Annotated in this window: 19 protein-coding genes; 11 read left to right on the top strand and 8 right to left on the bottom strand. The window is 46.3% G+C overall.

Annotation, left to right across the window (positions count from 1 at the left end; translation table 11 throughout):
* Positions 1-127: 127 nt before the first annotated feature.
* Positions 128-2,410, top strand: a complete 2,283-nt coding sequence (gene pflB, locus FJD32_RS08515; protein ID WP_140907286.1) for a formate C-acetyltransferase — start codon at positions 128-130, stop codon at positions 2,408-2,410.
* Positions 2,411-2,473: 63 nt separating this feature from the next.
* Entirely contained in the window at positions 2,474-3,214 is a 741-nt protein-coding gene (gene pflA, locus FJD32_RS08510) for a pyruvate formate lyase 1-activating protein (RefSeq protein WP_037419790.1), read from the top strand.
* Between the two features lie 14 nt (positions 3,215-3,228).
* Here the strand turns inward: pflA and yfbV are convergent, their stop codons facing one another.
* The gene (gene yfbV, locus FJD32_RS08505; protein WP_086023991.1) at positions 3,229-3,672 is read right to left on the bottom strand and encodes a terminus macrodomain insulation protein YfbV; all 444 of its coding nucleotides are present in this window, start codon (positions 3,670-3,672) and stop codon (positions 3,229-3,231) included.
* Positions 3,673-3,813: 141 nt separating this feature from the next.
* Here yfbV and ackA point away from each other — a divergent pair, with 141 nt between their 5' ends.
* The 3 genes from ackA to FJD32_RS08490 all read left to right on the top strand — a co-directional run bounded on the left by ackA (position 3,814) and on the right by FJD32_RS08490 (position 8,181).
* Positions 3,814-5,013: an acetate kinase gene (gene ackA, locus FJD32_RS08500; RefSeq protein WP_037419788.1), complete on the top strand. Its 1,200-nt coding sequence runs from the start codon at positions 3,814-3,816 to the stop codon at positions 5,011-5,013.
* A gap of 121 nt (positions 5,014-5,134) precedes the next feature.
* Positions 5,135-7,288, top strand: a complete 2,154-nt coding sequence (pta, locus tag FJD32_RS08495) for a phosphate acetyltransferase (RefSeq protein WP_037419786.1) — start codon at positions 5,135-5,137, stop codon at positions 7,286-7,288.
* A 458-nt stretch (positions 7,289-7,746) separates the two neighbouring features.
* A complete protein-coding gene (locus FJD32_RS08490) occupies positions 7,747-8,181 on the top strand; it encodes a hypothetical protein (RefSeq protein ID WP_037419778.1) in 435 nt (144 codons plus the stop codon).
* A 589-nt stretch (positions 8,182-8,770) separates the two neighbouring features.
* Here the strand turns inward: FJD32_RS08490 and FJD32_RS08485 are convergent.
* Both FJD32_RS08485 and FJD32_RS08480 read right to left on the bottom strand, forming a co-directional pair.
* A complete protein-coding gene (locus FJD32_RS08485) occupies positions 8,771-9,682 on the bottom strand; it encodes a class I SAM-dependent methyltransferase (RefSeq protein WP_140907285.1) in 912 nt (303 codons plus the stop codon).
* A gap of 6 nt (positions 9,683-9,688) precedes the next feature.
* Positions 9,689-10,795 carry an AI-2E family transporter gene (locus tag FJD32_RS08480; protein ID WP_047537032.1) on the bottom strand — a complete coding sequence of 369 codons (1,107 nt, stop codon included), beginning with the start codon at positions 10,793-10,795 and terminating at the stop codon, positions 9,689-9,691.
* A gap of 98 nt (positions 10,796-10,893) precedes the next feature.
* Here FJD32_RS08480 and folX point away from each other — a divergent pair, with 98 nt between their 5' ends.
* The 3 genes from folX to gltS all read left to right on the top strand — a co-directional run bounded on the left by folX (position 10,894) and on the right by gltS (position 14,008).
* Positions 10,894-11,262: a dihydroneopterin triphosphate 2'-epimerase gene (folX, locus tag FJD32_RS08475; protein WP_037419769.1), complete on the top strand. Its 369-nt coding sequence runs from the start codon at positions 10,894-10,896 to the stop codon at positions 11,260-11,262.
* An 82-nt stretch (positions 11,263-11,344) separates the two neighbouring features.
* Positions 11,345-12,235, top strand: a complete 891-nt coding sequence (locus FJD32_RS08470; RefSeq protein ID WP_140907284.1) for a TIGR01777 family oxidoreductase — start codon at positions 11,345-11,347, stop codon at positions 12,233-12,235.
* A gap of 549 nt (positions 12,236-12,784) precedes the next feature.
* The gene (gene gltS, locus FJD32_RS08465; RefSeq protein ID WP_037426727.1) at positions 12,785-14,008 is read left to right on the top strand and encodes a sodium/glutamate symporter; all 1,224 of its coding nucleotides are present in this window, start codon (positions 12,785-12,787) and stop codon (positions 14,006-14,008) included.
* A gap of 163 nt (positions 14,009-14,171) precedes the next feature.
* Here the strand turns inward: gltS and FJD32_RS08460 are convergent, their stop codons facing one another.
* Both FJD32_RS08460 and FJD32_RS08455 read right to left on the bottom strand, forming a co-directional pair.
* On the bottom strand, positions 14,172-16,673 hold the full coding sequence (locus tag FJD32_RS08460; protein WP_140907283.1) for an FtsX-like permease family protein: 2,502 nt from the start codon (positions 16,671-16,673) through the stop codon (positions 14,172-14,174).
* Positions 16,674-16,676: 3 nt separating this feature from the next.
* The gene (locus FJD32_RS08455; RefSeq protein ID WP_140907282.1) at positions 16,677-17,426 is read right to left on the bottom strand and encodes an ABC transporter ATP-binding protein; all 750 of its coding nucleotides are present in this window, start codon (positions 17,424-17,426) and stop codon (positions 16,677-16,679) included.
* 52 nt (positions 17,427-17,478) lie between these two features.
* Here FJD32_RS08455 and FJD32_RS08450 point away from each other — a divergent pair, with 52 nt between their 5' ends.
* Together FJD32_RS08450 and FJD32_RS08445 are read left to right on the top strand one after the other, a co-directional pair.
* Positions 17,479-18,078 (top strand): arylesterase, encoded by a 600-nt coding sequence (locus tag FJD32_RS08450; RefSeq protein ID WP_037419972.1) that lies wholly within the window; start codon positions 17,479-17,481, stop codon positions 18,076-18,078.
* 144 nt (positions 18,079-18,222) lie between these two features.
* Complete coding sequence (locus FJD32_RS08445) at positions 18,223-19,290, top strand: DUF3083 family protein (protein ID WP_037428585.1); 1,068 nt, start codon at positions 18,223-18,225, stop codon at positions 19,288-19,290.
* Positions 19,291-19,391: 101 nt separating this feature from the next.
* Here FJD32_RS08445 and FJD32_RS08440 read toward each other — a convergent pair whose 3' ends face one another.
* Together FJD32_RS08440 and mprF are read right to left on the bottom strand one after the other, a co-directional pair.
* Positions 19,392-20,123: an AcvB/VirJ family lysyl-phosphatidylglycerol hydrolase gene (locus FJD32_RS08440; RefSeq protein WP_140907281.1), complete on the bottom strand. Its 732-nt coding sequence runs from the start codon at positions 20,121-20,123 to the stop codon at positions 19,392-19,394.
* 7 nt (positions 20,124-20,130) lie between these two features.
* Complete coding sequence (gene mprF, locus FJD32_RS08435) at positions 20,131-22,176, bottom strand: bifunctional lysylphosphatidylglycerol flippase/synthetase MprF (RefSeq protein WP_258195935.1); 2,046 nt, start codon at positions 22,174-22,176, stop codon at positions 20,131-20,133.
* A gap of 105 nt (positions 22,177-22,281) precedes the next feature.
* Between mprF and FJD32_RS08430 the strand changes: the two genes are divergently transcribed.
* A complete protein-coding gene (locus tag FJD32_RS08430; RefSeq protein WP_001206290.1) occupies positions 22,282-23,490 on the top strand; it encodes an IS4-like element IS10A family transposase in 1,209 nt (402 codons plus the stop codon).
* Here FJD32_RS08430 and FJD32_RS08425 read toward each other — a convergent pair.
* On the bottom strand, positions 23,469-24,020 hold the full coding sequence (locus FJD32_RS08425; RefSeq protein ID WP_240199997.1) for a YbhN family protein: 552 nt from the start codon (positions 24,018-24,020) through the stop codon (positions 23,469-23,471). The genes FJD32_RS08430 and FJD32_RS08425 overlap by 22 nt on opposite strands.
* Between the last annotated feature and the right edge of the window lie 60 nt (positions 24,021-24,080).

Genomic DNA, 24,080 nt, shown 5'->3' with positions numbered 1-24,080 from the left:
CCAGTTCCCATCAAAGGGCGTCATCTTGAAGGGAGCTTTAATCAGGAAATAGCAATTGGCCTATACTCAACATGGCTTACCCCATGAGCGCCAATGACCTTTATCTCAACCAAAAGGTATTAGTACGATGACCGACAAAACTGAACTGTTTGCCAACGCATGGGAAGGTTTTTCCCCTGGCGATTGGAAATCTGAAGTCAATGTACGTGACTTTATTCAACAAAACTATGCTCCCTATGAAGGTGACGAGTCATTCCTAGCCGGTGCCACCGAAGCCACAACCAAGTTGTGGGACAAAGTGATGGAAGGCATCAAGCAAGAAAACCGTACCCATGCGCCAGTTGATTTCGACACAAAGATGGTTTCAACCATCACTTCCCACGACGCGGGTTATATCAATAAAGATTTAGAAACTATCGTTGGTTTACAAACTGATGCGCCGCTCAAACGCGCTATGTTGCCTAACGGTGGTATTCGTATGGTGGAAAGCTCATGCGCCGCCTACGATCGCGTACTAGATGAAGATGTTAAATACATTTATTCAGAACTGCGTAAAACCCACAACCAAGGCGTATTCGACGTCTATACCCCAGAAATCATGGCGTGCCGTAAATCTGGCGTATTAACTGGTTTACCCGATGCCTATGGCCGTGGCCGTATCATCGGTGACTATCGCCGTGTTGCACTTTACGGTATCGATTTCTTAATGAAGGATAAATTCGCCCAGTTCAGCTCACTGCAAGCGCAGTTCGAAGCAGGTGAAGATTTATCTAACGTTATCCAACTACGTGAAGAAATTGCTGAGCAGCACCGCGCACTGGGTCAAATGAAGAAAATGGCTGCGAAATACGGTTTCGATATTTCTCGCCCAGCAACCAATGCTAAAGAAGCGATCCAATGGACTTACTTCGGCTACTTAGCTGCGGTTAAGAGCCAAAACGGCGCAGCCATGTCTTTAGGCCGTACTTCAACGTTCCTAGATATCTATATCGAACGCGATCTGAAAAACGGCGTGATCACTGAGCAACAAGCTCAAGAAATGATTGACCATTTCGTAATGAAACTGCGTATGGTGCGCTTCCTACGTACTCCTGAATACGATGAATTATTCTCAGGTGACCCTATTTGGGCAACCGAATCTATCGGCGGTATGGGCTTAGATGGCCGTACACTGGTGACCAAATCAAGCTTCCGCTTCTTGAACACGCTATACACCATGGGCCCAAGCCCTGAGCCAAACATCACTGTGCTCTGGTCTGAAAAACTGCCTGTTGGCTTTAAAAAGTACTGCGCAAAAGTGTCTATCGACACCAGCTCAATTCAGTACGAAAACGATGACTTAATGCGTCCAGATTTCCAATCTGACGATTATGCGATCGCTTGCTGCGTGAGCCCAATGGTTGTGGGTAAACACATGCAGTTCTTCGGTGCCCGTGCAAACCTCGCCAAAACCATGTTGTACGCAATTAACGGTGGCGTTGACGAAAAACTGAAAATCCAAATCGCGCCAAAAGCCGACCCAATCACTGACGAAGTGCTGAACTTTGATGATGTGATGAATCGCTTAGACGGTTTAATGGATTGGTTAGCAACGCAATATGTCACAGCACTGAACGCCATTCACTACATGCACGACAAGTACTCCTACGAAGCTGCGCTAATGGCGCTGCACGACAGAGATGTACGTCGCACAATGGCCTGTGGTATCGCAGGGCTTTCAATCGCAGCCGACTCACTGTCAGCCATCAAGTACGCTCAAGTTAAACCTGTGCGTGATGAAAATGGCATTGCCGTTGACTTTGAGATCAGTGGTGACTATCCAAAATTTGGTAACAACGACCCACGTGTTGACGATATCGCCTGTGACTTAGTTGAACGTTTTATGGCGAAAATTCGCGACCGTAAAATGTACCGCAACGCGATCCCAACTCAGTCAATTCTGACCATCACCTCGAACGTGGTTTATGGTAAGAAAACCGGTAACACACCAGACGGTCGTCGTTCAGGTGCGCCATTTGCACCGGGTGCAAACCCAATGCATGGCCGTGATGAAAAAGGCGCAATCGCCTCGTTAACCTCAGTGGCTAAACTGCCTTTCGCCCACGCTCAGGACGGTATCTCTTACACCTTCTCTATCGTACCTAATGCTCTAGGTAAAGATGAAGATGGTCGTCGTACCAACTTAGCAGCGTTGATGGACGGATATTTTGCCCACAACGAAGGACACGAAGGCGGTCAACACTTGAACGTGAACGTTATGAACCGTGAAATGCTCGAGGATGCGGTTGTCAACCCAGACAAGTATCCACAACTGACCATTCGTGTTTCTGGTTATGCAGTTCGCTTCAACTCACTGACTCCAGAACAGCAACAAGATGTGATCACGCGTACGTTCACAAAAGGTCTGTAAGCTAAATTAGGTAAGGCTGTAGTACAATGTGCTACAGCCTCACTTATTTCAACAGGAGTCACAATGGCAGTTACCGGTCGGATCCACTCAGTGGAATCCTTTGGCACAGTGGATGGTCCAGGCATACGGTTTATCACCTTTATGCAGGGCTGTTTAATGCGCTGCCAATATTGCCACAACCGTGATACTTGGGATCTCGATGGCGGTAAGGAAGTGCAAGTCGACGAGTTAATGAGCCAAATCATTAGCTACCGCCCCTTCCTCGATGCCAGCAACGGCGGCGTCACCGCCAGCGGTGGCGAAGCCATATTACAAGCGGAGTTTGTCGCCGAACTCTTTAAAGCCTGTAAAAAAGAAGGCATTCATACCTGTTTAGATACCAATGGCTTTGTGCGTAAGTACACGCCAGTGATTGATGAGCTACTCGATAATACCGATCTGGTGTTGCTCGATATCAAACAGATGAATGACGATAAACACATTGAACTGACCAAGGTTAGTAACCACAGAACGCTGCAATTTGCCGAGTACCTCGCCAAACGCAATCAGCCAACATGGATACGTTATGTGGTCGTGGGTGGATTTACTGATGATGAAGCCTCGGCATTACAACTGGCCGAATTTATCAAACCCATGAAGAATATTGAAAAAGTAGAACTCCTGCCCTACCACGAGCTTGGTAAACACAAGTGGGAAGCGATGGGAGAAAGCTATCAACTCGATGGTGTCGCACCACCTAGTCGCGAAACCATGGAAAAAATTAAAGCCGTGTTTAGCTCACAGGGGATTAACGCGGCATATTAAGCGCCAAAGGAGGCTTAAAGCTCCTCCCAATAACTGGCATCTAAGCGCTCAAAGGCTATTTTTAAGATGAGCGCCATATCAAGGTAACACGCCTTAGCGCCCAAGGATTGGCAATGAATGCCCATGGCAGACAATTTCGCACTCAACTGATTACTCCAGTCGAACAGCGATAACGGTAATGGATGGCGCGCACGCCAGCCTAGCCATAACAAGCCCTGCAATGGCAGGCTGATAAAAAACAACGCGATAGTGAGTGCTTGGGGTAAAAATCCCCAACCATAGGTATAGAGCTGACTCACGCTCGCTAAAATTGCCAATACTGGCATCACCAGAATGGCAAGCTGAGTGGCGCGTACCACCCGATACTCAGGAAAATACAAACCCAGTTGTCTAACCATAGGCCACGTCTTCATATAACGACGACCGTCACCTAAGGTTTTGAGAATATTGAGACTCAATTTTAGACACCTACTACAGAGGAATACTGCTTTTACCATAGCACAATCTGGCACTACGCCCCAAGACTGTGATGGCAAATTACTCGCGTATTCCCAAGATTTTGAATCGTTAACTTAAACACAATGGCAAAAGGTTTACACATGTCTAATAAACTGGTTTTAGTACTCAATTGCGGTAGCTCTTCACTCAAATTTGCCGTCATTGACGCGCAAACAGGTGACGATCAGATCTCTGGCCTCGCCGAGTGTTTTGGCTTAGAAGACTCACGCATTAAATGGAAAATCAACGGTGAAAAACATGAGTCCTCTTTAGGTGCATTCACCGCTCACCGTGAAGCCGTTGAATTTATCGTCAATAAAATCCTCGCGGGTCAACCTGAATTAGCCGCACAAATTCAAGCCGTAGGTCACCGTATCGTACACGGTGGAGAAAAGTTCACCCGCTCTGTGATCATCGACGAGCATGTGATCAAAGGTATTGAAGAGTGTTCTTCACTGGCACCGCTGCATAACCCTGCGCACCTTATCGGCATTCGCGCCGCCATTGCGTCTTTCCCTAAACTGCCCCAAGTGGCAGTGTTCGATACTGCGTTCCACCAAAGTATGCCAGAGCGCGCTTTCATCTACGCCCTGCCATACAAATTGTACCGTGAGCACGGTATCCGTCGTTATGGCATGCACGGCACTAGCCACCTGTTTGTCAGCCGTGAAGCCGCTAAAGTGTTGAACAAGCCTTTAGAAGAAACCAATGTGATCTGCGCGCACTTAGGTAACGGTGCCTCTGTGACAGCGGTTAAAGGCGGTAAGAGCGTTGATACCTCAATGGGACTGACGCCGCTTGAAGGCTTAGTCATGGGCACACGCTGTGGCGATCTCGACCCATCTATCATCTACCACTTAGTACACCAACTCGGTTACACGCTGGAAGAAGTCAACAATCTGATGAACAAGCAAAGTGGTCTGCTGGGGATTTCTGAACTGACTAACGACTGCCGTGGCATCGAAGAAGGTTATGCCGATGGCCATAAAGGTGCAACCTTAGCACTGGAGATTTTCTGCTACCGTCTAGCGAAATATATCGCGTCTTACACTGTGCCGCTCGGTCGTTTAGATGCAGTAGTCTTTACTGGCGGTATCGGCGAAAACTCCGATATTATCCGCGAAAAAGTACTCAACATGCTGCAAATCTTTAATTTCCATGTTGATAGCGAGCGCAACAAAGCGGCACGCTTCGGTAAGAAAGGCATTATCACCGCCGACAACAGTACTGTCGCCATGGTCATCCCAACCAACGAAGAGTGGGTTATCGCCGAAGATTCAATTAAACTCATTAGTAAATAATAAGACTCATTAAGCCGTTTGCGTCGTCAAACGGCTTTATTATTAGTGACCTACAACTAAACAAACACAAGCAAATCCGCAGAGACTACTCTGCCAAAAACCATCGAACTTAGAGGTTTTTATGTCTCGAAATATTATGTTAATCCCCATAGGTACAGGAGTCGGCCTGACCTCCTTAAGCCTTGGTATGGTGCGCGCATTAGAGCGCCACGGGGTAAAAGTCCAATTCTTTAAGCCTATTTCACAGCTTCGTCCGAATGATAACGGTCCAGAACGCTCAACCACGATTTTAAGCAAATCGCCAACGGTTAATCCGTTAGAGCCCTTCGATATGGCCCATGCTGAAGCGTTGATCCGCGCCGATCAAACCGATGTGCTGATGGAGCAAATCATTGCCCGCGCCGCAGAATGCGCCAGCAACACCGAAACTCTGATTGTTGAAGGTCTGGTACCTACCCGCAACCATCCCTTTGCCGATGACGTTAACTACGCTATCGCTAAAGCCATGGATGCTGACGTGATTTTCATTGCCACTCCTGGCAGTGATACTCCAACAGGGTTAATGAATCGCCTCGAAATTGCCTACAACTCTTGGGGCGGCAAAAACAACAAACGTCTGATTGGTGCCGTGATCAACAAGATTGGTGCACCGGTGGACGATGAAGGTCGTGCACGCCCAGACTTATCAGAAGTGTTTGATCATCAAGGTGTACAACGCTCTGATGCCTCTATCATGTTCCAACTGCCAGGTAAGAGCCCACTGCGCATTTTAGGTAGCGTGCCTTACAACCTAGACTTAGTCGCACCACGCGCCTCTGATTTAGCTAAACACTTACGCGCACGGATTCTTAATGCCGGTGAGATGAATATTCGCCGTCTACGTAAAGTCACCTTCTGTGCTCGCAGCTTGCCTAATATGGTCAACCATATTAAGACAGACTCCTTACTGGTGACTTCAGGCGATCGCTCCGATGTGATCGTATCAGCGTGTCTTGCAGCCATGAACGGCGTGAAGATTGGTGCCCTGCTGCTGACTGGTAGCTACGAGCCTGAGCCAGAGATCCTTAAACTCTGTGAACAAGCTTTTGAGACAGGTTTACCGGTTTTCCTGATTGATACCAATACTTGGCAAACCTCATTAAATATCCAACGCTTCGACCATGAAGTGCCTGTCGATGATGCCGTTCGTATCGACTTAGTGCAGGAATATGTCGCTAGCCATATCGACCAAACGTGGATTGAGAGTGTCACGAAAAACTCTCCGCGGGAACATCGCTTGTCACCACCAGCGTTCCGTTACAAGCTAACCGAGCTTGCCCGTGCCGCCCACAAAACCGTGGTGCTGCCTGAAGGTGATGAACCTCGTACGATCAAAGCCGCGGCCATTTGTGCTGAACGTGGTATCGCGCGTTGCGTGCTATTAGGTAAAAAAGATGAAATTCTGCGTATAGCGGCGCAGCAAGATGTCGTTCTGGGTGAAGGCGTTGTTATTGTCGACCCAGATGAAGTACGTGATCGCTATGTAGAGCCAATGTTGGATCTACGCCGTAGTAAAGGCTTAACCGAAGTCGTTGCCAAAGAGCAGTTAGAAGACAACATGGTGCTCGGCACTATGATGCTGGCACAAGACGAAGTCGATGGCATTGTCTCTGGCGCGGTTAACACCACCGCCAACACCATCCGTCCACCGCTACAATTGATCAAAACAGCCCCAGGCTCGAGCCTTGTTTCTTCAATCTTCTTTATGTTGATGCCAGATCAAGTGCTGGTTTACGGTGACTGCGCGATTAACCCCGATCCTAATGCTGAACAACTAGCCGATATCGCGATTCAATCGGCAGAATCTGCTAAAGCCTTCGGTATCGAGCCTAGAGTGGCGATGATCAGCTACTCAACGGGTAACTCAGGTACAGGCTCAGATGTGGATAAAGTGCGTGAAGCCACTCGTATCGCCAAAGAAAAACGTCCTGATCTGGTTATTGACGGTCCACTGCAATATGACGCGGCCGTTATGCCAAACGTGGCTCGCTCTAAGGCACCTAACAGCCCTGTAGCAGGTCAAGCCACTGTGTTTGTGTTCCCCGACCTCAACACGGGTAACACCACCTACAAAGCAGTACAACGTAGTGCTGACCTCATCAGCATTGGCCCAATGCTACAAGGCATGCGTAAACCGGTGAACGACTTATCCCGCGGTGCGTTAGTGGATGACATTGTCTACACTATCGCCCTCACGGCAATTCAAGCGTCACAAAACGATGCTAAAAAATCGTAAATTGAGCTAACAACACGCTCAACCTAAAAGCACTGACTTGTTCAGTGCTTTTTTATTTCCAGAGGCAAATGGTCGCAAAATAGACAGCATTAAACGCTTAAATTAAAGCCAAAATACGGTGAAAATGTTGCTGATGAAAAACAAATGCTGTGAATAGACTGGAAAGTTTTATAAAAATATCCACAAGGAAAGGCCAGAAATAAGGCTTAACAGAAAGGCGTCACTTTTTAACCAGCCAATAAAGCGCTAGAGTATCAGACACTTATAAAGTATCCATCTAGTCTTCAACATACTTTTCCACAGATTCTGTGGATAACCTAAAAAGCGAATCCTTTAAGGTATGCCACAACCATTAGACAGGAGTCAAGACATTCTCGCCAAAGATGCCCATTATTACAAAACTTGAACATAGCCGCTAAAATCGCGATACTCGTGACAAATTCCTATAACTAAAAGCCATGAGAACCTTATTTTTCCTTTCATTACTGTTTTTGTTTGGCTGTGGCGAACCCACAGACAAAGAACAACACGTGCTCACGCCCGAAGAAGTCAGCCTAGGCTTTTTTAGCGCCATTTATGTTGACCGAGATGTAGAAAAAGCCAAGCTGTATGTCAATGAGCAGCTCAAAGAGGTACTTACCCACTACTATATCGCTGCCGCAGTACAACGTAATGTGCTTAGCCTGTCTATGACTAATGTCGAAATGGAAATTGATGATATTGATATCGACTTTTTCCGTAAGTTCACCAAAGACGTTATGGTGGTCGTCAAGATGAAGGGCTTAAAGGGAGGGCAACCTTGGATTGATGACAGAACCATTCGCCTACATAAAATTAATGGTAAATGGATTATCGTTGAGATTATGCCTGAAAAACGTAAGGTCAATGGCTAATATCTTGATAACTCATCAATCTAATATCCAAACTCAGATAAAAAAATAGCAACCTTAAGGTTGCTATTTTCATGTGCTTGTATTTGTTACTTCAGACTCAGAATTGTACTGTAAGCGAATGGCTTACAGAACTTAGACCGCTTCTTCTTCGTTCTGCGCAGGTAAAGAAGTCATCACATCGTCTTTAACTTGGTAGTAAGCGTTTTCGTATTCATGAACTTCCATAACAACTCCTGCTCGATTTTGTAAGGTCGCAAAGGCATGTCGTTCTATGCAGACATTTTGCCCATGAGGAAAGGGAATTTCCGTGGCGCTGAGTATACCAAAGCAAAATCAACAATTACAGAAAACTTTCAGTTTTGTTTCCAACTTAAAGATGAAACCGGTGCTTTATCGTCGGAAATTCCAAAAAGCAGTATTAAATCATGAAAGACTTTCAGTCGATGTAGGATGATGTGCTAAAGAATTGTGGTTGATAAATAAAGCATATAAGAAGATGAGTGCAAACTGGGAGCAATTGCGTAGAAAGATAATATCGATGCTATAAAAGTAGTCATCAAGGCCACTTAACCCTGATGACTACTGTAGTTTACGCTTTTAAACGATACCGCAGCACCTTTAATGATTTCTCCTCAGAGATGTCTGCAAAGGATGCAGGGTTAGGTAAACGTTCAAGGTATTCAAGCTCAGGAGCCGCCTCCTCAACCTGCTGACGCAAAAATTGAGTGTCAAGCTCTGGCGCATTTAAGCAAAGCAAGACTTCAGCATTATCGGCTAACAACTCGGGTAAATGCCTGAGCAAACGCACATAATCCTTAGTTGCTACAAAACTGCCCTTTTGATTACTCGGCGGATCAGCAACCACGATGTCATAGGGGCCTAACTTACGCAATTTACCCCACGATTTAAAAATATCGTGCCCTAAAAAACGCGCGCCAGCGGTAAAGCCATTCAGCAGATGATTCTGCTTACCTATCGCAAGAGCCCCCTTACTCATGTCCATATTCACCACTTCATCGGCGCCGCCCTGCAGTGCTGCCACCGAGAATCCACAGGTGTAAGCAAACAAATTCAGCACTTTCTTGTGGCGTGCATTGGCTCTGACCCATTGACGGCCATTGGCCATGTCGAGGAACAAACCGTGGTTTTGACCACGCAGTAAATGTACCTGAAACCTCGCACCATTTTCAGTCACGATATGAGGCTCTGGCACGTCACCCGCCAGTAATTGACTAAAGGTTTCGCCACCACTGCGGTATTGATACACCAAATTTAATGGCTGATTGGGTTGTATCACTTGCCAACGTGCCGTAATGGCCTGCTGGCAAAGGGCGAGCTCAGCTGCCTCAAGGGCCGAAAAACTGGTCAATAACAATACGGGCGCGAACCAGTCTAAGCAAAGATGCTCGCAACCTGGATAATGTCCACCGCGGCCGTGGAATAAGCGCGTGGCATCTTCACTGACTTTTATTGTCGCCAGTGCATCTATAAAACCTTGCATTATCTACTACTTCTTATCAGTTGAATGAGTATCGACAGGTTCAGAAACCGGAGTAGTGCTTGTCGATTGGCTCACCAGTTTATCATCCACATCATCGGACAATAAAATGGCTAACCAGCTACCACTCTTACTGGATTCAAGGGCAATTTTAACCACCATGGTTAAGGGAACCGACAACAACATGCCAACAGAACCCAACAACCAGCCCCAAAAAATTAACGATAGAAATACCACTAAAGTGGAAAGCCCGAGACCGCGGCCCATAAATTTAGGTTCGACCACATTGCCCATCACCATATTCGCGCCGATGTAAAGCAGCGCGGTTCCACCTGCTGCGGCAGGGCCTAATTGGATAAAGGCCAGCAATACAGCAGGAATAGCAGCAATAATTGAACCGATATTGGGAATATAGTTGAACAAAAAGGCGATAACCGCCCAAAGCAGCGCGTAATCCACACCGATAAAGGCCAGTCCAATACCGACGATCAAGCCCGTCGCTAAACTAACGAGGGTTTTAATCACCATATATTGATTTACCGATTGCAGAAAACGGTCAATCTGTTGCAGGCGCATATCCGGGTCATCCAAGGCCAAGTGCAGTTTTTTCGGTAAAGACTGCGCTTCAAATAGCATAAAGACGATGGTCAGGATGATAAGGAACAAATTCGCCATCACATTACCCACACCCGACAACATATTGGTGGTCATAGATAGCGCCATGCCAGGGTCAAAATAGGCTAACACTTGCTCCTTAGAGATTTGAATATTGAGTGCCTGTAACTTATGTAGCACCCAAGAAAACTGCTCCACCAGCTGATCGCGATATTGCGGCAACTGCTTAGAAAACTCATTGATTGAACTGCCCACTAAAGAGGCGAGCCATAAGCCCATCAACACGATAAACCCCATTAGCAGGATCACGGCAAGCCATTTAGGCAACCGATATTTAGTCATCAAGACAATCGCTGGATTACAAATCACCGCAATAAAACAGGATAAAACAAAGGGAACAACAATCGGGCTGGCGGCCTTTATCCCTGCCAAAATAATCACTACAAAAGCCATAACTGCAAAACCTTTATAGGCGGCAGTCGGCGAATTGGATCGTGTCATGGAGTAAAAATCCTTCTTGATCTTCGATAAAGTTGTTAGGCTAGCCTAAGAAATGTCTCAAACTCAATCACCTAAGCATTAGATACTAGATTGTTATTATGAAACCAGAAACCGCGATTATACGCATTAAAAACTTAAGACTGCGCACTTTTATCGGCATAAAAGAAGATGAAATCCAAAATAGGCAGGATGTAATCATTAATGTCGTTATCCATTACTGCGCCGCCAAAGCTCGCAACAGCGATAATGTCGATGATGCGCTTAATTATCGTACTATCACAAAAAAGATCATTGAGTTGATTGAAAACAATCGCTTCTCACTACTTGAAAACCTTACCAGCCAAACCTTAGCCATTGCCAGCGAGCATCCTTGGGTTGAATTTGCCAGTGTCGAAATCGATAAGCCCCATGCCTTGCGCTTTGCTGATTCGGTATCGATGGAACTGTGTTACCAAAAAAATCAATAAAGTGATCCCCACTTGTCCGTTGTCGTATATTGCTTATAAGGTTTGAAATAAAAGATAGCCACCCTCACCTAAGGATTTGACGATGAAGATTTTGATAACGGGAGCAAGTGGGTTTATTGGTCAGCAATTAGTGGCCCATTTAGCCAACCATCACCAACTGTTATTGCTGACTCGCCATCCTGCCAATAGTCGGCAATTATTGGGCCCACAGCATCAATATCTAAGCTCCTTAGACGAAATTGATGATTTGAATCATATCGATGCCGTGATCAATCTCGCCGGAGAACCGATTGTTGCTAAACGTTGGAGTGCGCAGCAAAAACAACGCATCTGCGATAGTCGCTGGAATATCACCGCAAGACTAAGCCAACTGATTTTGCAAAGCAGTAATCCACCTCAGGTGATGATAAGCGGCTCTGCAATTGGCTTTTACGGCCGTCAAGGCGCGAATACGATTGACGAACACGCAGCCCCCCACCCTGAATTCAGCCATGACATTTGTAAAGAATGGGAGCGACTCGCGCTAGAGGCTGCAACTAAAACCCGTGTTTGTATCCTACGCACGGGTATAGTGCTTGGGCATGGCGGTGCGCTAGCTAAAATGCTCCCGCCCTTTAAACTCGGCCTTGGTGGGCCTATAGGCCATGGTCGTCAAGGGATGAGTTGGATACATATCCACGATATGGTGGCCCTGATCGACTTTCTACTTTGTCATGAAACTTGCCAAGGCATATTTAATGCCACAGCCCCCCATCCTGTCAGTAATGCTGAATTTTCTAAAACTCTTGGTAGAGTATTAAACCGTCCAGCCTTTATGACAGCACCTGCACCAGTTTTACGACTCGCAATGGGTGAAATGGCAGATCTGCTGATCGAAGGCCAATTTGTTCTCCCCAAACATGCGCTCGACGCAGGCTTTAGTTTCCGTTTTACTCAACTTGAGCCAGCACTTAAAGACCTACTCACAAGTTAATCTGTTATATGGCGTCATTCATACCCCGTAACTGGCTTGGTAATAAAATGTTATCAAGCCAATCGGCAAGCGTTAATATGATACTGAAGAATGACTTAGAAATCAGAGATAAAAAACCAAGTATAGAATTTGTTTATCAGCCTAGTGCAACAAGGCTGATTAGACCGATTTGCAACAGCATCAAAACATAAATACAACACAATGATTCTAAAGACTATTTAGCGACATGAACCCATTTTTCTGTTACACTTTCGCCTCTTGCTTATCGATATTGTCGTGTTAGCACCCGCACTGAAGCACAGTTAACGCCCCAAGCAAGACCATTATCTTCAGTATTCGCCCACTCAGTGGCGATGCTGATCAACTATACCAATACGGTTCATATTCGCGCTTAATATTTCTTCTCCAACCTTGGGGATTGACAAGAATCGGTCCTTAGATAGCGCGTTTAACACTTAGCATTAGCGAGAGCTAAACAATGAGATGGGTCACCCTAACTCACCTTGAGTCGAGCGGTATTCCCACACAAACCATTTGTAAGGAACTATCATGCACACCACTTACACAATTGGCGAACTCGAGTCGTTCTTAATTGCTATCTTCGTGCTGTTTATTGGCCATTCCATCAATCGCCATGTGCGTGTTTTTAAACAATACAATATTCCAGAGCCTATCGTAGGTGGACTGGTCATCGCCGCAGTCGTTGCCTTTTTACATTTCCAAGACATCACTCTCATCTTTAGTTTACCCATGCAAAATACCTTAATGCTGATGTTTTTCAGCACCATAGGTTTATCGGCTAACTATAAGCTACTGCTTAGTGGCGGCAAGAAAGTGTTTATCTTTCTCGGCGTGGCCTCGGTCTATATTATTATTCAAAATGCGGTTGGCGTGAGTCTCGCGAGCCTCCTTGGTTTAGACCCTATCTTAGGACTTATCGCAGGCTCGATTACCCTCTCTGGCGGCCATGGAACAGGTGTTGCTTGGTCACAAACCTTTGCCGAAAACTACGGCATCAACACCTTAGAACTTGCCATGGCGGCGGCGACCTTTGGCTTGGTCATGGGCGGTATTATCGGTGGCCCTGTCGCGCAGCGACTCATTGGCAAGCACAATCTGATATCTAGTTACGGCATGGGCCGTAAGCACCACGCCACGCATCCACAACTGGTGACCTATGATCAGCTCGAAGAGGACCAAGTTACCGCCAAGACAATCATCGAAACCCTGTTTGTACTGCTGATCTGCGTTGCGGGGGCAAAATGGTTTACTGTGTTTGTCAGCGAATATCAGCTGAATTGGCTCAAGATGCCAGACTTTGTCTATGCCCTGTTTCTTGGCGTAATCATCGCCAACATCACCGAAGTCACCCGTGGTTATAAACCGCATACTGAGAGTATCGATGTGATAGGCACAGTGGCACTGTCGTTATTCCTCTCTATGGCATTGATGAATCTCAAGTTGTGGGAAATTTTAGATCTAGCGATCCCACTGCTTATTATCCTGTTGGTGCAAACCGTCGTGCTGGCGCTGTTCGCCTATTTTGTAACCTTTAAAGTGATGGGCAGCAATTACGATGCAGCTGTAATCACTGGCGGTCACTGTGGCTTTGGTATGGGCGCCACCCCAACCGCAGTGATGAACATGGGCGCACTGGTATCGCGCACTGGCCCTTCTCCTCAGGCCTTTATGGTGGTACCGATTGTCGGCGCCTTCTTTATCGATATCGTCAATTTGATTGTATTGCAGGGCTACCTCAGTTTTATAATGTAACCATACAAGACTTTGTAATGAAATGAACGGTAAAGACATCATCGTTGTCATCCAATGATAGACACGATTTCACCGCCAATAAAAAAGCACTGGTTATGCCAGTGCTTTTCATTTTACAAATGGGGTGTTACAGCGTTTGCCTCAGCTCCAAACTGACCTCATCTTAAGTGCCCACTTTTAATAATTCAGCGCAGGATTGATTGAGTAATTGGCGGCAGCGCCATACACCCAGCAGCGCGACCAATAAGGCGCCGCAGACTGGGGCAATCCCCCACCAGGGCCAGTGCATATACACATTGAGTTCAAACACTTGGGTCTTTAACAGATACAGCGCAAATTCCGCCACTATCACTGCAAGCACACCAGCAATGCCCCCCAGTAAGGCAAATTCAAGCCCAGTGGCACTACGCAGTAACCAGCCCGAGGCGCCAAAGGTACGCAGCACCGCGAGTTCACGCTGGCGCGTCGCCATTCCCGCCTCGGTTTGGGCGATAAGCACTAAGGAACTCGCTAGTAAGACGAGAACCAAGACTAACGTCAGCGACAGTGACACCTGCTCAATGATCTGCCGCAATTGCCCCACCATGGCGCCGACATCGATAATCGATACCGTAGGGAACTGCTGAATAAGTTCGAGGATCACTGTGTTCTTTGGTGCATCATTCCCTTTCACATCCGCATTTTTATCGTCGAGGTAAAAGCTTGCCATCGAGGTATAGGCAAAGGGCGCCAACGCTTCTTGGGTGAAGATCATAAAGAAGTTTGGCTGTAATGTTTCCCAGTGCACGGCACGAATACTGGCGACCTTAACCCTTAGCTCTTGGTTATCAATCATATAAGTCAGCGTATCGCCCAGTTTTAGCCCTAAACGATCGGCAACACCGGATTCCACCGACACCTCATCAGCAGCTTGATTAAAATGCCCTTCAATCAACTCGTTGTTGGCAGGCAAGCTATTGCGCCAAGTGAGATTAAGCTCGCGGGAAATCCCTACTCGCCCCTTCTCTCCGGCCTCGGCCTGCTCGTTAGAGATCAAGGTCTCACCATTAATTTGCGTCAGCCGGCCACGAATGACGGGGTAGATATCCGTGGCTGCTATGCCCTTTTGTGCCATAAAGTCGTTTAATGGTTTAGCATCATCGGGGGCGATATTGACCAAGAAATAGTTAGGTGCATTCTCGGGCAGCTGTTTTTGCCACTCGTTGAGTAAATCCTGTCTAAGCGCCAAAATCGTCAGTAACAATACCAAAGCCGCACTAAAGCCCACCAATTGCACCGCATTTTGCCGCGCACGGCGGCGTAACCCCGCAAGTGCCAGTTGCAAGGGATTGGTGGTTTTCATGCCGACACTGTGGCCAAGGCGGATCATCACAAAACCTAAAATACTGAGCAATACGCCGAGTAGCAGCACAGCCGCGACTACCGTCAGTGTCAGCGCCCAGCTTTGGGAATACAAATATCCCAACAGTGCCATCGCCCCTAAACTTAAGAGTAAATGCAACCACATGCCGAGCTGCAAGCCTTCGAGTTGCCTTTGTAAGACTCGCAGTGGCGGAATCGCCAGTAAACGCATTAAAGGATAGGCCGAAAACATAAAGGCGCTGATAAGCCCTGTGCTGATCCCAAGCAGTAGCGGCCGCGTCAATGGCGGCGAATAGGCAGCGATTTCAGGGGGTAACAATTGATTAATGCCTAAATCCAGCAGTGCCCCGCCGATTAACCCCAGCACAATGCCAAACAGTGTCACTAGCAGTAAATGGATGCCGAATAGTCGACGGATTTGAGATGATGAGGCGCCAAAGGTTTTAAGCATAGCCACCACATCATAATGACGTTGGCAGTAACGCTGGGCGGCAATCCCTATCGCGGCGCAAGCAAGGGCAATACCGAGCAAGCTTGCCAGCAGTAAAAAACGCTCCGCCCGCTTCACCGCGCCCGCTATCGGTGAGTCGCCAGACTGCACATCGACCCAGCGCTGGGAATTATTCAACAGCGGTTTAACGCTATTTTCAAAGGCGCTTAAGGCGCTTTCTTCACCGGCAAATTGATACAGATACGTCACTCGGCTGCCGGGTTGGATAACCCCAGTCTTGGCGACATCTTCAATCCGCATTAACACCACGGGGGAAGAAGCGAACGGATTAAAGCCCGCATCGGGTAAGCGGCTGATTTCTTGACTTAAACGAAACTCACTGTTGCCTAATTCCAGTGTTTGCGGGTATCCCAAGAGTCCCCCTAAGCGACTCTCGAACCACACCTCATCGGCGTGGGGCAAGTCTTGGGCTTTTACATCTTGGCCATTGGCCGCTTTAAGTTCGATGTCTCCCTTAAGTGGATAACCGGACTCAACCGCACGCACTGTAACTAACTGAAACTTATCCCCCGCATACACCATGGAATTAAATTGCATATTGGTGACATGCTTAAGGCCAAGCTCATCGGCCTTGGCCAGAATGCTGGCGTCAATTTGAACGGGAGAGTCGATAATACGATCGGCGGCGATAAACTGAGTCGCTTGTCCGTTGATTGCAACTTGCAAACGCTCACTGACACGTGCAAGACCACTCACCGACAGCACCGCCAAGGTAATGGCGAGGATAATCAATAACAACTGCCCCTGTTGCAACTCGCGCTTAAACAGGCGCCATGCCAAATTAAGCTCCATGGGTTAGGCCTCCTTGGCGCTTAATTCAAGGTTGTTATTCACATTGTGCGATTGAGCCGAATTCAACTCTTCCTGCAAGTGGCCGTTGTCCATAACCAGTTGCCTTTGGCAACGCTTCGCCAGTTGTAAGTCATGGGTGACTAGGATGAGTGTGGTGTGGCTCTCTTGGTTCAGTTCAAACAACATATCGGCAATTTTATGGCCGTTAACACTGTCCAAATTGCCGGTTGGCTCGTCGGCAAATAGCACTTTAGGTTCACAAATAAAGGCCCTCGCAATCGCAACCCTTTGCTGCTCACCGCCGGATAACTGTTTAGGTAAATGAGTCAAACGGTGGGATAACCCCACGCGCCCCAGCATGGCCTCGGCCTTCTCCTTGGCATTTTTAACCCCGGCAAGCTCGGCCGGTAGCATCACATTTTCAAGGGCGGTTAAGGTATCAACTACCATAAAAGATTGAAAAATAAAGCTCACTTTTTGCTTACGCAGCGCGGCTTTCTGTTCTTCATTGAGCGGTGATAGGGCCTGGCCATCGAGCCAAATCTCCCCCGCCGTTGGGGTGTCGAGCGCGGCGAGTAAGCCAAGTAGCGTCGATTTACCCGAGCCGGAGGGTCCTAATATCGCGACACTTTCGCCCTGCTTGACATCTAAGTTAATGCCCTTGAGGATAGTGAGCGAACCTTCCTGAGTAGTCACCGATTTTTCGAGGTTAACCACATTAATGGCACTATTTTTTGAAACGACGTTAGACATAGGATCCTTCTTATACAAATCGTTCTTGCGTCAATTGCTAAGATGCAAGCCTATGGCAAAGGCCGTGAGCGCCTGCATCCTGTTAAGTCTATTTATAACCACGCCAGTTCAGGCGGCGAAAGTGTTGATCCTCGGCGATAGCTTAGGTGCCAGCTATGGCATGTCGGAACAAGTAGGCTGGGTGGCGCTGCTGCAAAAAAACTTACCCGAGCATGAATTTACCAACGGTTCGGTGAGCGGTGAAACGACAGCGGGCGGTTTGCGTCGTTTGCCTGCGCTGCTCGATTCCGTTGCCCCCGATTTGGTAGTAGTCGAACTCGGTGGTAACGATGGTCTACGTGGATTCCCCCCGACGCAACTCAAAAATAACCTAACCCAAATCATTACCCTAGCCCAAAATAGCGGTGCTAAAGTGCTACTGACCGAAATCATGGTACCGCCTAACTATGGCCCTCGCTATAGCCAAAAGTTCACCCAAGTGTATCAAGAGATTGCAAAAGATGAGGATATTGACCTTATCCCCTTCTTTATGCAGGAGGTCGCTCCCCATCCAGAGTTGATGCAAAGAGACGGTATTCATCCCAATGAAAAGGCCCAAGAGAAGATTGCCACTTGGATGCAACCTTGGATTGAAAAAGCCTTAACTCAATAAAATCGCTGCAATTTTAAGCTAATAAACAGCTTGCTGATGTAAACTTGTATTTAAGCGATAAAAACATGCTCCAACGCAACATTAACGCCTGAGATAAACAGTAAAATTCGTGTTAGCAAATGGTTAACCCAACAAGGAGTCAATATGTCCCTTAGCCATCAGCAAAAAGTGTACATACCCAAGGAAGCTCGTACCAATCAGTACATCACCGCCGAAATTAAAGTCACGGATGAATTACTGGCGCAATACCCCGATTACCATAGCTGTTATCAAACCTTAAGCCGCATTATTTTTAACTTGGCAGAACAACACGATCTCCGTAACGTCCATGTGATCACTAACGATAAACTGCCAGTCGTGCGTTACCATACCGAAGCGTATTGTTTCCAAACCGCTGAACAAATTCTGTTTTTTTACAATCCCGCCTATCACGAGGCACAAAATCTGTTCACTGCGGACAACTACCGCGCCCGCAAACTGCGTATTGTTTTCTTAGCGACTGGCGATGAAATCCGCAGCAACTCAGCTAATTTCCATACCCGTGTACGGGAGCTATTAAACGAATTAATGCCTAAGCTGCCGATTAACGATCTTAAGGTAAAGATCCGCGACCACCAGCATTTATCCTATGATTTATTCGCCAAATCAAAAGGTAATAAAGAAACCTACGGCTATAAACTCAGAGCCATTGCACCAAGATACAAGGCCAGAAAATGTGACCTGCCGGAAAATGTCAGTTCACTCACCTATGTCACCGTCAGCCTGCCGCTGAGTCGCAAACTCAAACAAGGTTTACTACCAGAGTCAGCAACTGACTTTAGCCCGTTATATCAACACCTTGAGGATAATTTCATCAAGGCGGCGACCAATAAGCAATTAACGCGCTTGGCTATGATCGCCAACGGCTTAACTCCCTTAGTGCGTAACAGTAAGTTTGAAAAACTCGACAGCAAGGCCGAAGTGCAGATGATTGGTTTTGACCCGAACGCAACAGAGCAGCAAGTAATTCGCCGCTGGGATGCTGATAACTTAGTCGAAGCCGCGCATTTTACTATTGTCGCGGGTGCGAAGGACTGTGATGACTCAGGCTATGGCCGTTTTATGAATAACGTTGAAGCCGCATTGAAAACCTTTGCCGCCGAGATTGGGCTAGACCCTGAGCGTGAAGATCTCGTCGTGCGCTTCCATCAGCACATTAGCTACCAGCTCTAATTATTCGCTGTAGCACGACCGATAACAAAGGGCGCATTTGCGCCCTTTTTATGTTTTATTCCAAAGCATTAGGCTCATACGATGCCATGCACTAAAGCCCTCTAACTTAGCTTCAGCCAACCTTTTATCAGCTTGACTACTTTATCGTAATCGTCATCAAAACTGTGGCCACCGCTTAATTCCATCACAGTGACATTGGGCTGCTTGACCTCTGGGCATAAATGCAGCGGCGCATCGTCCTCTTTACCGTAGAGACAAAGCATAGGCACAGTGGTTTGTTTGTTGACTTCGGGCAAGGTTAAGTAACGAGCCGATTGGTTATCCGAGGTGACAATCTCACTCACATGGATTTCAAAATCCGAAGATTGTGAAGGAGAAAGCAGCACAGCGCCCAAGACATTCTGCCGATATTGAGCGGGCATATCATTTAACACAAAGGGAATCACTTCGGCCCCAAAGGAATAACCAATCAAAATCACTTTTTGCGTGCCAAATTCCGCCTGGTACTTATCAATAATCGCTAAGGTATCTTGGGTGACCTCTTTAGGATCTTTTTGTTTCCAATAATATTTCAGCGAACTCCAGCCAACGACAGGCCAGCCCTGCTGCTGCAAAATGCCCCCTACGGCTTTATCAAGCGTTGCCCAGCCACCGTCACCACTTAAAAAAATCACCAACGGTGGTTTGGCATGGGATGACGCAGCTTTTACCTGAGTTGATGATTCGACAGGCAATAGGGTCAGCCCCAAATTATCGGCAAACTCATCAGCAAAGACGTTAGCAGTAGAACATAAAAGTAAAACGCTAAGTAGCTTGATTAAGGATTTCGTCATCTCGCACCTACTTTTTAAACACGCCAGTTGTACCACGACTCGTTAAGGTCACCAGACTGCCCACCACTACAGGTAAAGAGAGCCCTCCATAACAAATCAAATACTTAGCCTCCCACCTTGGATTAAACTTATCCTTATACCTTCTAAGCCCCTGAAAGTTGTAAAATTTATTCCCCTTCTTATAAACTGTTTTGGCAAGCTTAGTCCAAAATGGCACCAAGGCTCTATCAGTCAATCCAGACATGGGCGCCATGCCAAGATTAAACTGCTGATATCCTTGCTGTTTGCCCCATAGCAAGAGTTCTGTAAACAAAAAATCCATAATATTACTGCCCGATAAACTAGGCTCATAGCGCATCAAATCAACCGAAAACTCTATTTTGGCCGCACTGGCCCACACATTGGAAAAAGCTACAAGCTCGTCGTTTAAATACACTAAGGCCATCGGCGTGGCGCACAGGTAAGCAGCAGAAAAATACCCAACTGAAAATCCCTTTTCTCGACCTTGCTTCGCCTTAAGCCAGCTCGAAGAAATAACCTCTAACGTTGGCAATAGGGCCTTCACTTCACTGGCCTCGATAATTTTAAAACGTAACCCTTCCCTTAAAGCCTTCGCATGACTTTGACGCAAGCTACGATACTTACTCGACTGTAAATCAAATTCCGCTAAGGGCACTATGGCCTCCTCGCCGAGTTTATATAGGCTCAACCCTTGTTCTAAAAAGTGGGGTAAATACCTTTGCGTGACTTGATAAAATACTGGCCAACCATCGTAAGCATCGCATAACTCCCTAAACTGCCAGAGTAAATCATCAAATTTATCTGGATTTCCAATCGGATCGCCCATCACAACCCAGCAATGTCCTGCGCGGGCATACATTAAAAATGCATCGTTATCTTCATTAAATAACAATGACTTATCTTGAACTAAAGCAAGAAATCCGTGGCTACTTGGAGCGTTAGCGACGATATCCATAGCGCAGCTTAAAGTATGCTCATCCAATAGACGGGTTTGCGGTCTTCTCATCGCTAACACGTAGCGAAATGCAAAAATCAACAAGATCACTAGGGCAACCGCCCCACCCCGCAATGCACGGGACACATGGCTATCTTGAGAAAAAGTAAACCAAAGTGAATGATCGTAATCCACATCCTGATAGGCAAAAAATAGCACCCACATCATCAAAAATAATGCCGCCGCCAGCGATAAGGCCCAACCAAAAGAATATTTAATTCCCACAATAGAACCTTGACGATAAAAAACCTGCTCGCAGGGCAGCATTAATAAATAGATAAGACCAAGTGCGAGGGATATCTGCCACTGAGCGCCCTTTAGTACAATAAACACCATGGCTACCAATAAGAGTTTTTGCGTTAACTCAAACGCTTTTTGATAACGTTTAAATAGACCGTGTGATAATAGCAAGAGTAAAATAGCACTCGCACTCAATATCAAACTTGATAGTTCCACAATTGGTAGCGGCACTATCTCACCTAACCAATGATATTTATGAATAATGGAGGGGTTAACAACCGATAGCAACAACACTAAGCCAACGCCAAAAACACTAATGCTTAATAATGGTGGCAATAATTGCCTGACAATCTGTAAATTAACATTTAACTTAGAAAACTTATCCTTATTAGTTAATACTAAGGTTGCCACAAAATACATCAGCGCTAAAACAAATGGCACTATGTAATACATTAATCGATAAATAATTACTGAACTTAAAATTTGTTCGGCAGGTAAATATTGCGATAAGGTAACAGTAACTACCGTTTCAAATACGCCAATCCCTCCAGGCACATGGGCAAGCACCCCGATTGCATTGGCTACAAAAAAGATGCTAAGGACCTGTAAATAACTTAATCCATCCACCTCAGGTAGTAGAGAGTAAAATAATGTCCCCACAACGATCCAATCAATACTCGATACTAGAAACTGCTTTAGAGATAAGGAAAAAATCGGGGGTGCCAATTCGAACCCACGAAAATGAATAGACCTTTTCCACATCAGGCTAAATACAAAATAGCTAATGACACCCAGCACTGAAGAATCCCCTGATGATTTACAAATAAATCATCAAATTAGAGTGGAAGCGCATCTTGTTGCATGATCAAATGGTTTCGCTAAAAACTACACTTGGACAACAAGATGCGCGAAGCCAATATCCTACAACATTCTTTACACCAATACTGCCCAGAACTTCACCTAAAACGATTAAACAGCTTGATGCTGGCCTCTAAGGCACTGATTGAATGTAAGACACTGACCTTGACTGAGTTAGGTCGAAATTTACCAACCACGGCCCGAACCAAGCACAACATCAAGCGCATTGATCGTTTGCTCGGCAACACGCATCTGCATCAAGAACGGTTAGCTGTCTACCAATGGCATGCCAGCCTCATCTGTTCTGGTAACCCTATGCCGATTGTGCTCGTCGATTGGTCAGACATCCGAGAGCATAAACGCATCATGGCTCTGCGCGCCTCAATAGCCTTCAATGGCCGCTCTATTACCCTGTATGAGAAGTCCTATCCCCTATCAGAACAATGCTCTAAGGCCTCCCACAACGGTTTTTTAGCGGACTTAGCCAAGATTTTACCTTTGCATGTTACCCCTCTCATCGTGACTGACGCGGGGTTCAAAGTGCCTTGGTACAAAGAGGTTGAGGCGCATGGTTGGTTTTGGCTAAGCCGTATTCGCGGTACAGTTCAATTTGCAGATATTGGCGCTGAAAATTGGCGTGCAGTTCGCAGTACACATGACTTGGCCAACGGTCAAGCGAAGAGCCTGGGTTGTAAGACCTTGACCAAAACTAACCCTATCAATTGCCATCTCACGCTTTATCGTAGCAAACCTAAGGGGCGTACAAATCAGCGTTCAACGAGGACTAATTGCCACCATCCATCGGCAAAAACGTACTCAACATCGGCGAAAGAGCCTTGGGTGTTAGCCAGCAATTTACCACCAGAATCTCGGAGCCCAAAGCAGCTGGTAAACCTGTACGCCAAACGTATGCAAATAGAGGAAACCTTTCGTGACCTCAAAAGCCCGGCATACGGCTTTGGCTTACGCCAAAGTCGTACCAACAGTCCAGAGCGATTCGACATCATCCTACTGATAGCGTTGATGGTTCAATGCCTGTTGTGGCTAGTTGGTTTACACGCACAGCAACAGGGCTGGGATAAGCATTTTCAGGCCAATACCATTGGGCATCGAACGGTACTCTCAACGATTCGCTTGGGATTGGAGGTACTCAGGCGGCCTGATTATCAAATCACGGAGAAAGAATTGCTGGCGGCCTGGGTATTATTCGCCAATCAGTTGCTCAAATATGGCTATGCTATGGCTGATTTATGAGGGGATCCTTCAGCACCCAGCAACATCAAGATACCAATCACTCGATTAAGAGAGAAAAACCAAGTTGGCAACGGTAAGTCGGAAAGTTGCTCTGCAGGAAAATTAATCAGCGCAAGTCCGCAGATAAAGAAAAGTCCAAGGAAAAATGTCACTGAGCAAGCGAGTACAACCTGGGTAATATTATTGCCACTCAAACCTAATTCAGAATAAAATTTGTAACGTATAGAAGTGCCGGTCAATAATGAAAAACCTATCGTATTAGAGAAGGTAAATGCCAGAAATGAAACAGGAGCTACCTGTTGATAACTTAAGGGCGATCTTAGTTCTCTAATGGCAAGATAATCATATAATGTTAATAGTAGATAACTGACCAATGTCAATAAAACCGCTAATAAAATTTTTGATGGTGCAAATTGTTTAATCTCTAAAAAAATATCATTTAACTGATAATCCTGCTCTAAGTTATATAGCAGAAACAACGAGACTGTGAATATTATCAAACTAATAATCACACGGATCCGCCTACCCATTTTACTCTCCAAGCGCTGTTTAATCTGCAAATAAAATCAACAATAAGCATTGATAGGACA

This window comes from Shewanella sp. LC6, from assembly GCF_006385735.2.
GTDB classification, from domain to species: Bacteria; Pseudomonadota; Gammaproteobacteria; order Enterobacterales; family Shewanellaceae; genus Shewanella; species Shewanella xiamenensis.
This window is presented reverse-complemented; position numbering and strand designations above follow the sequence as displayed.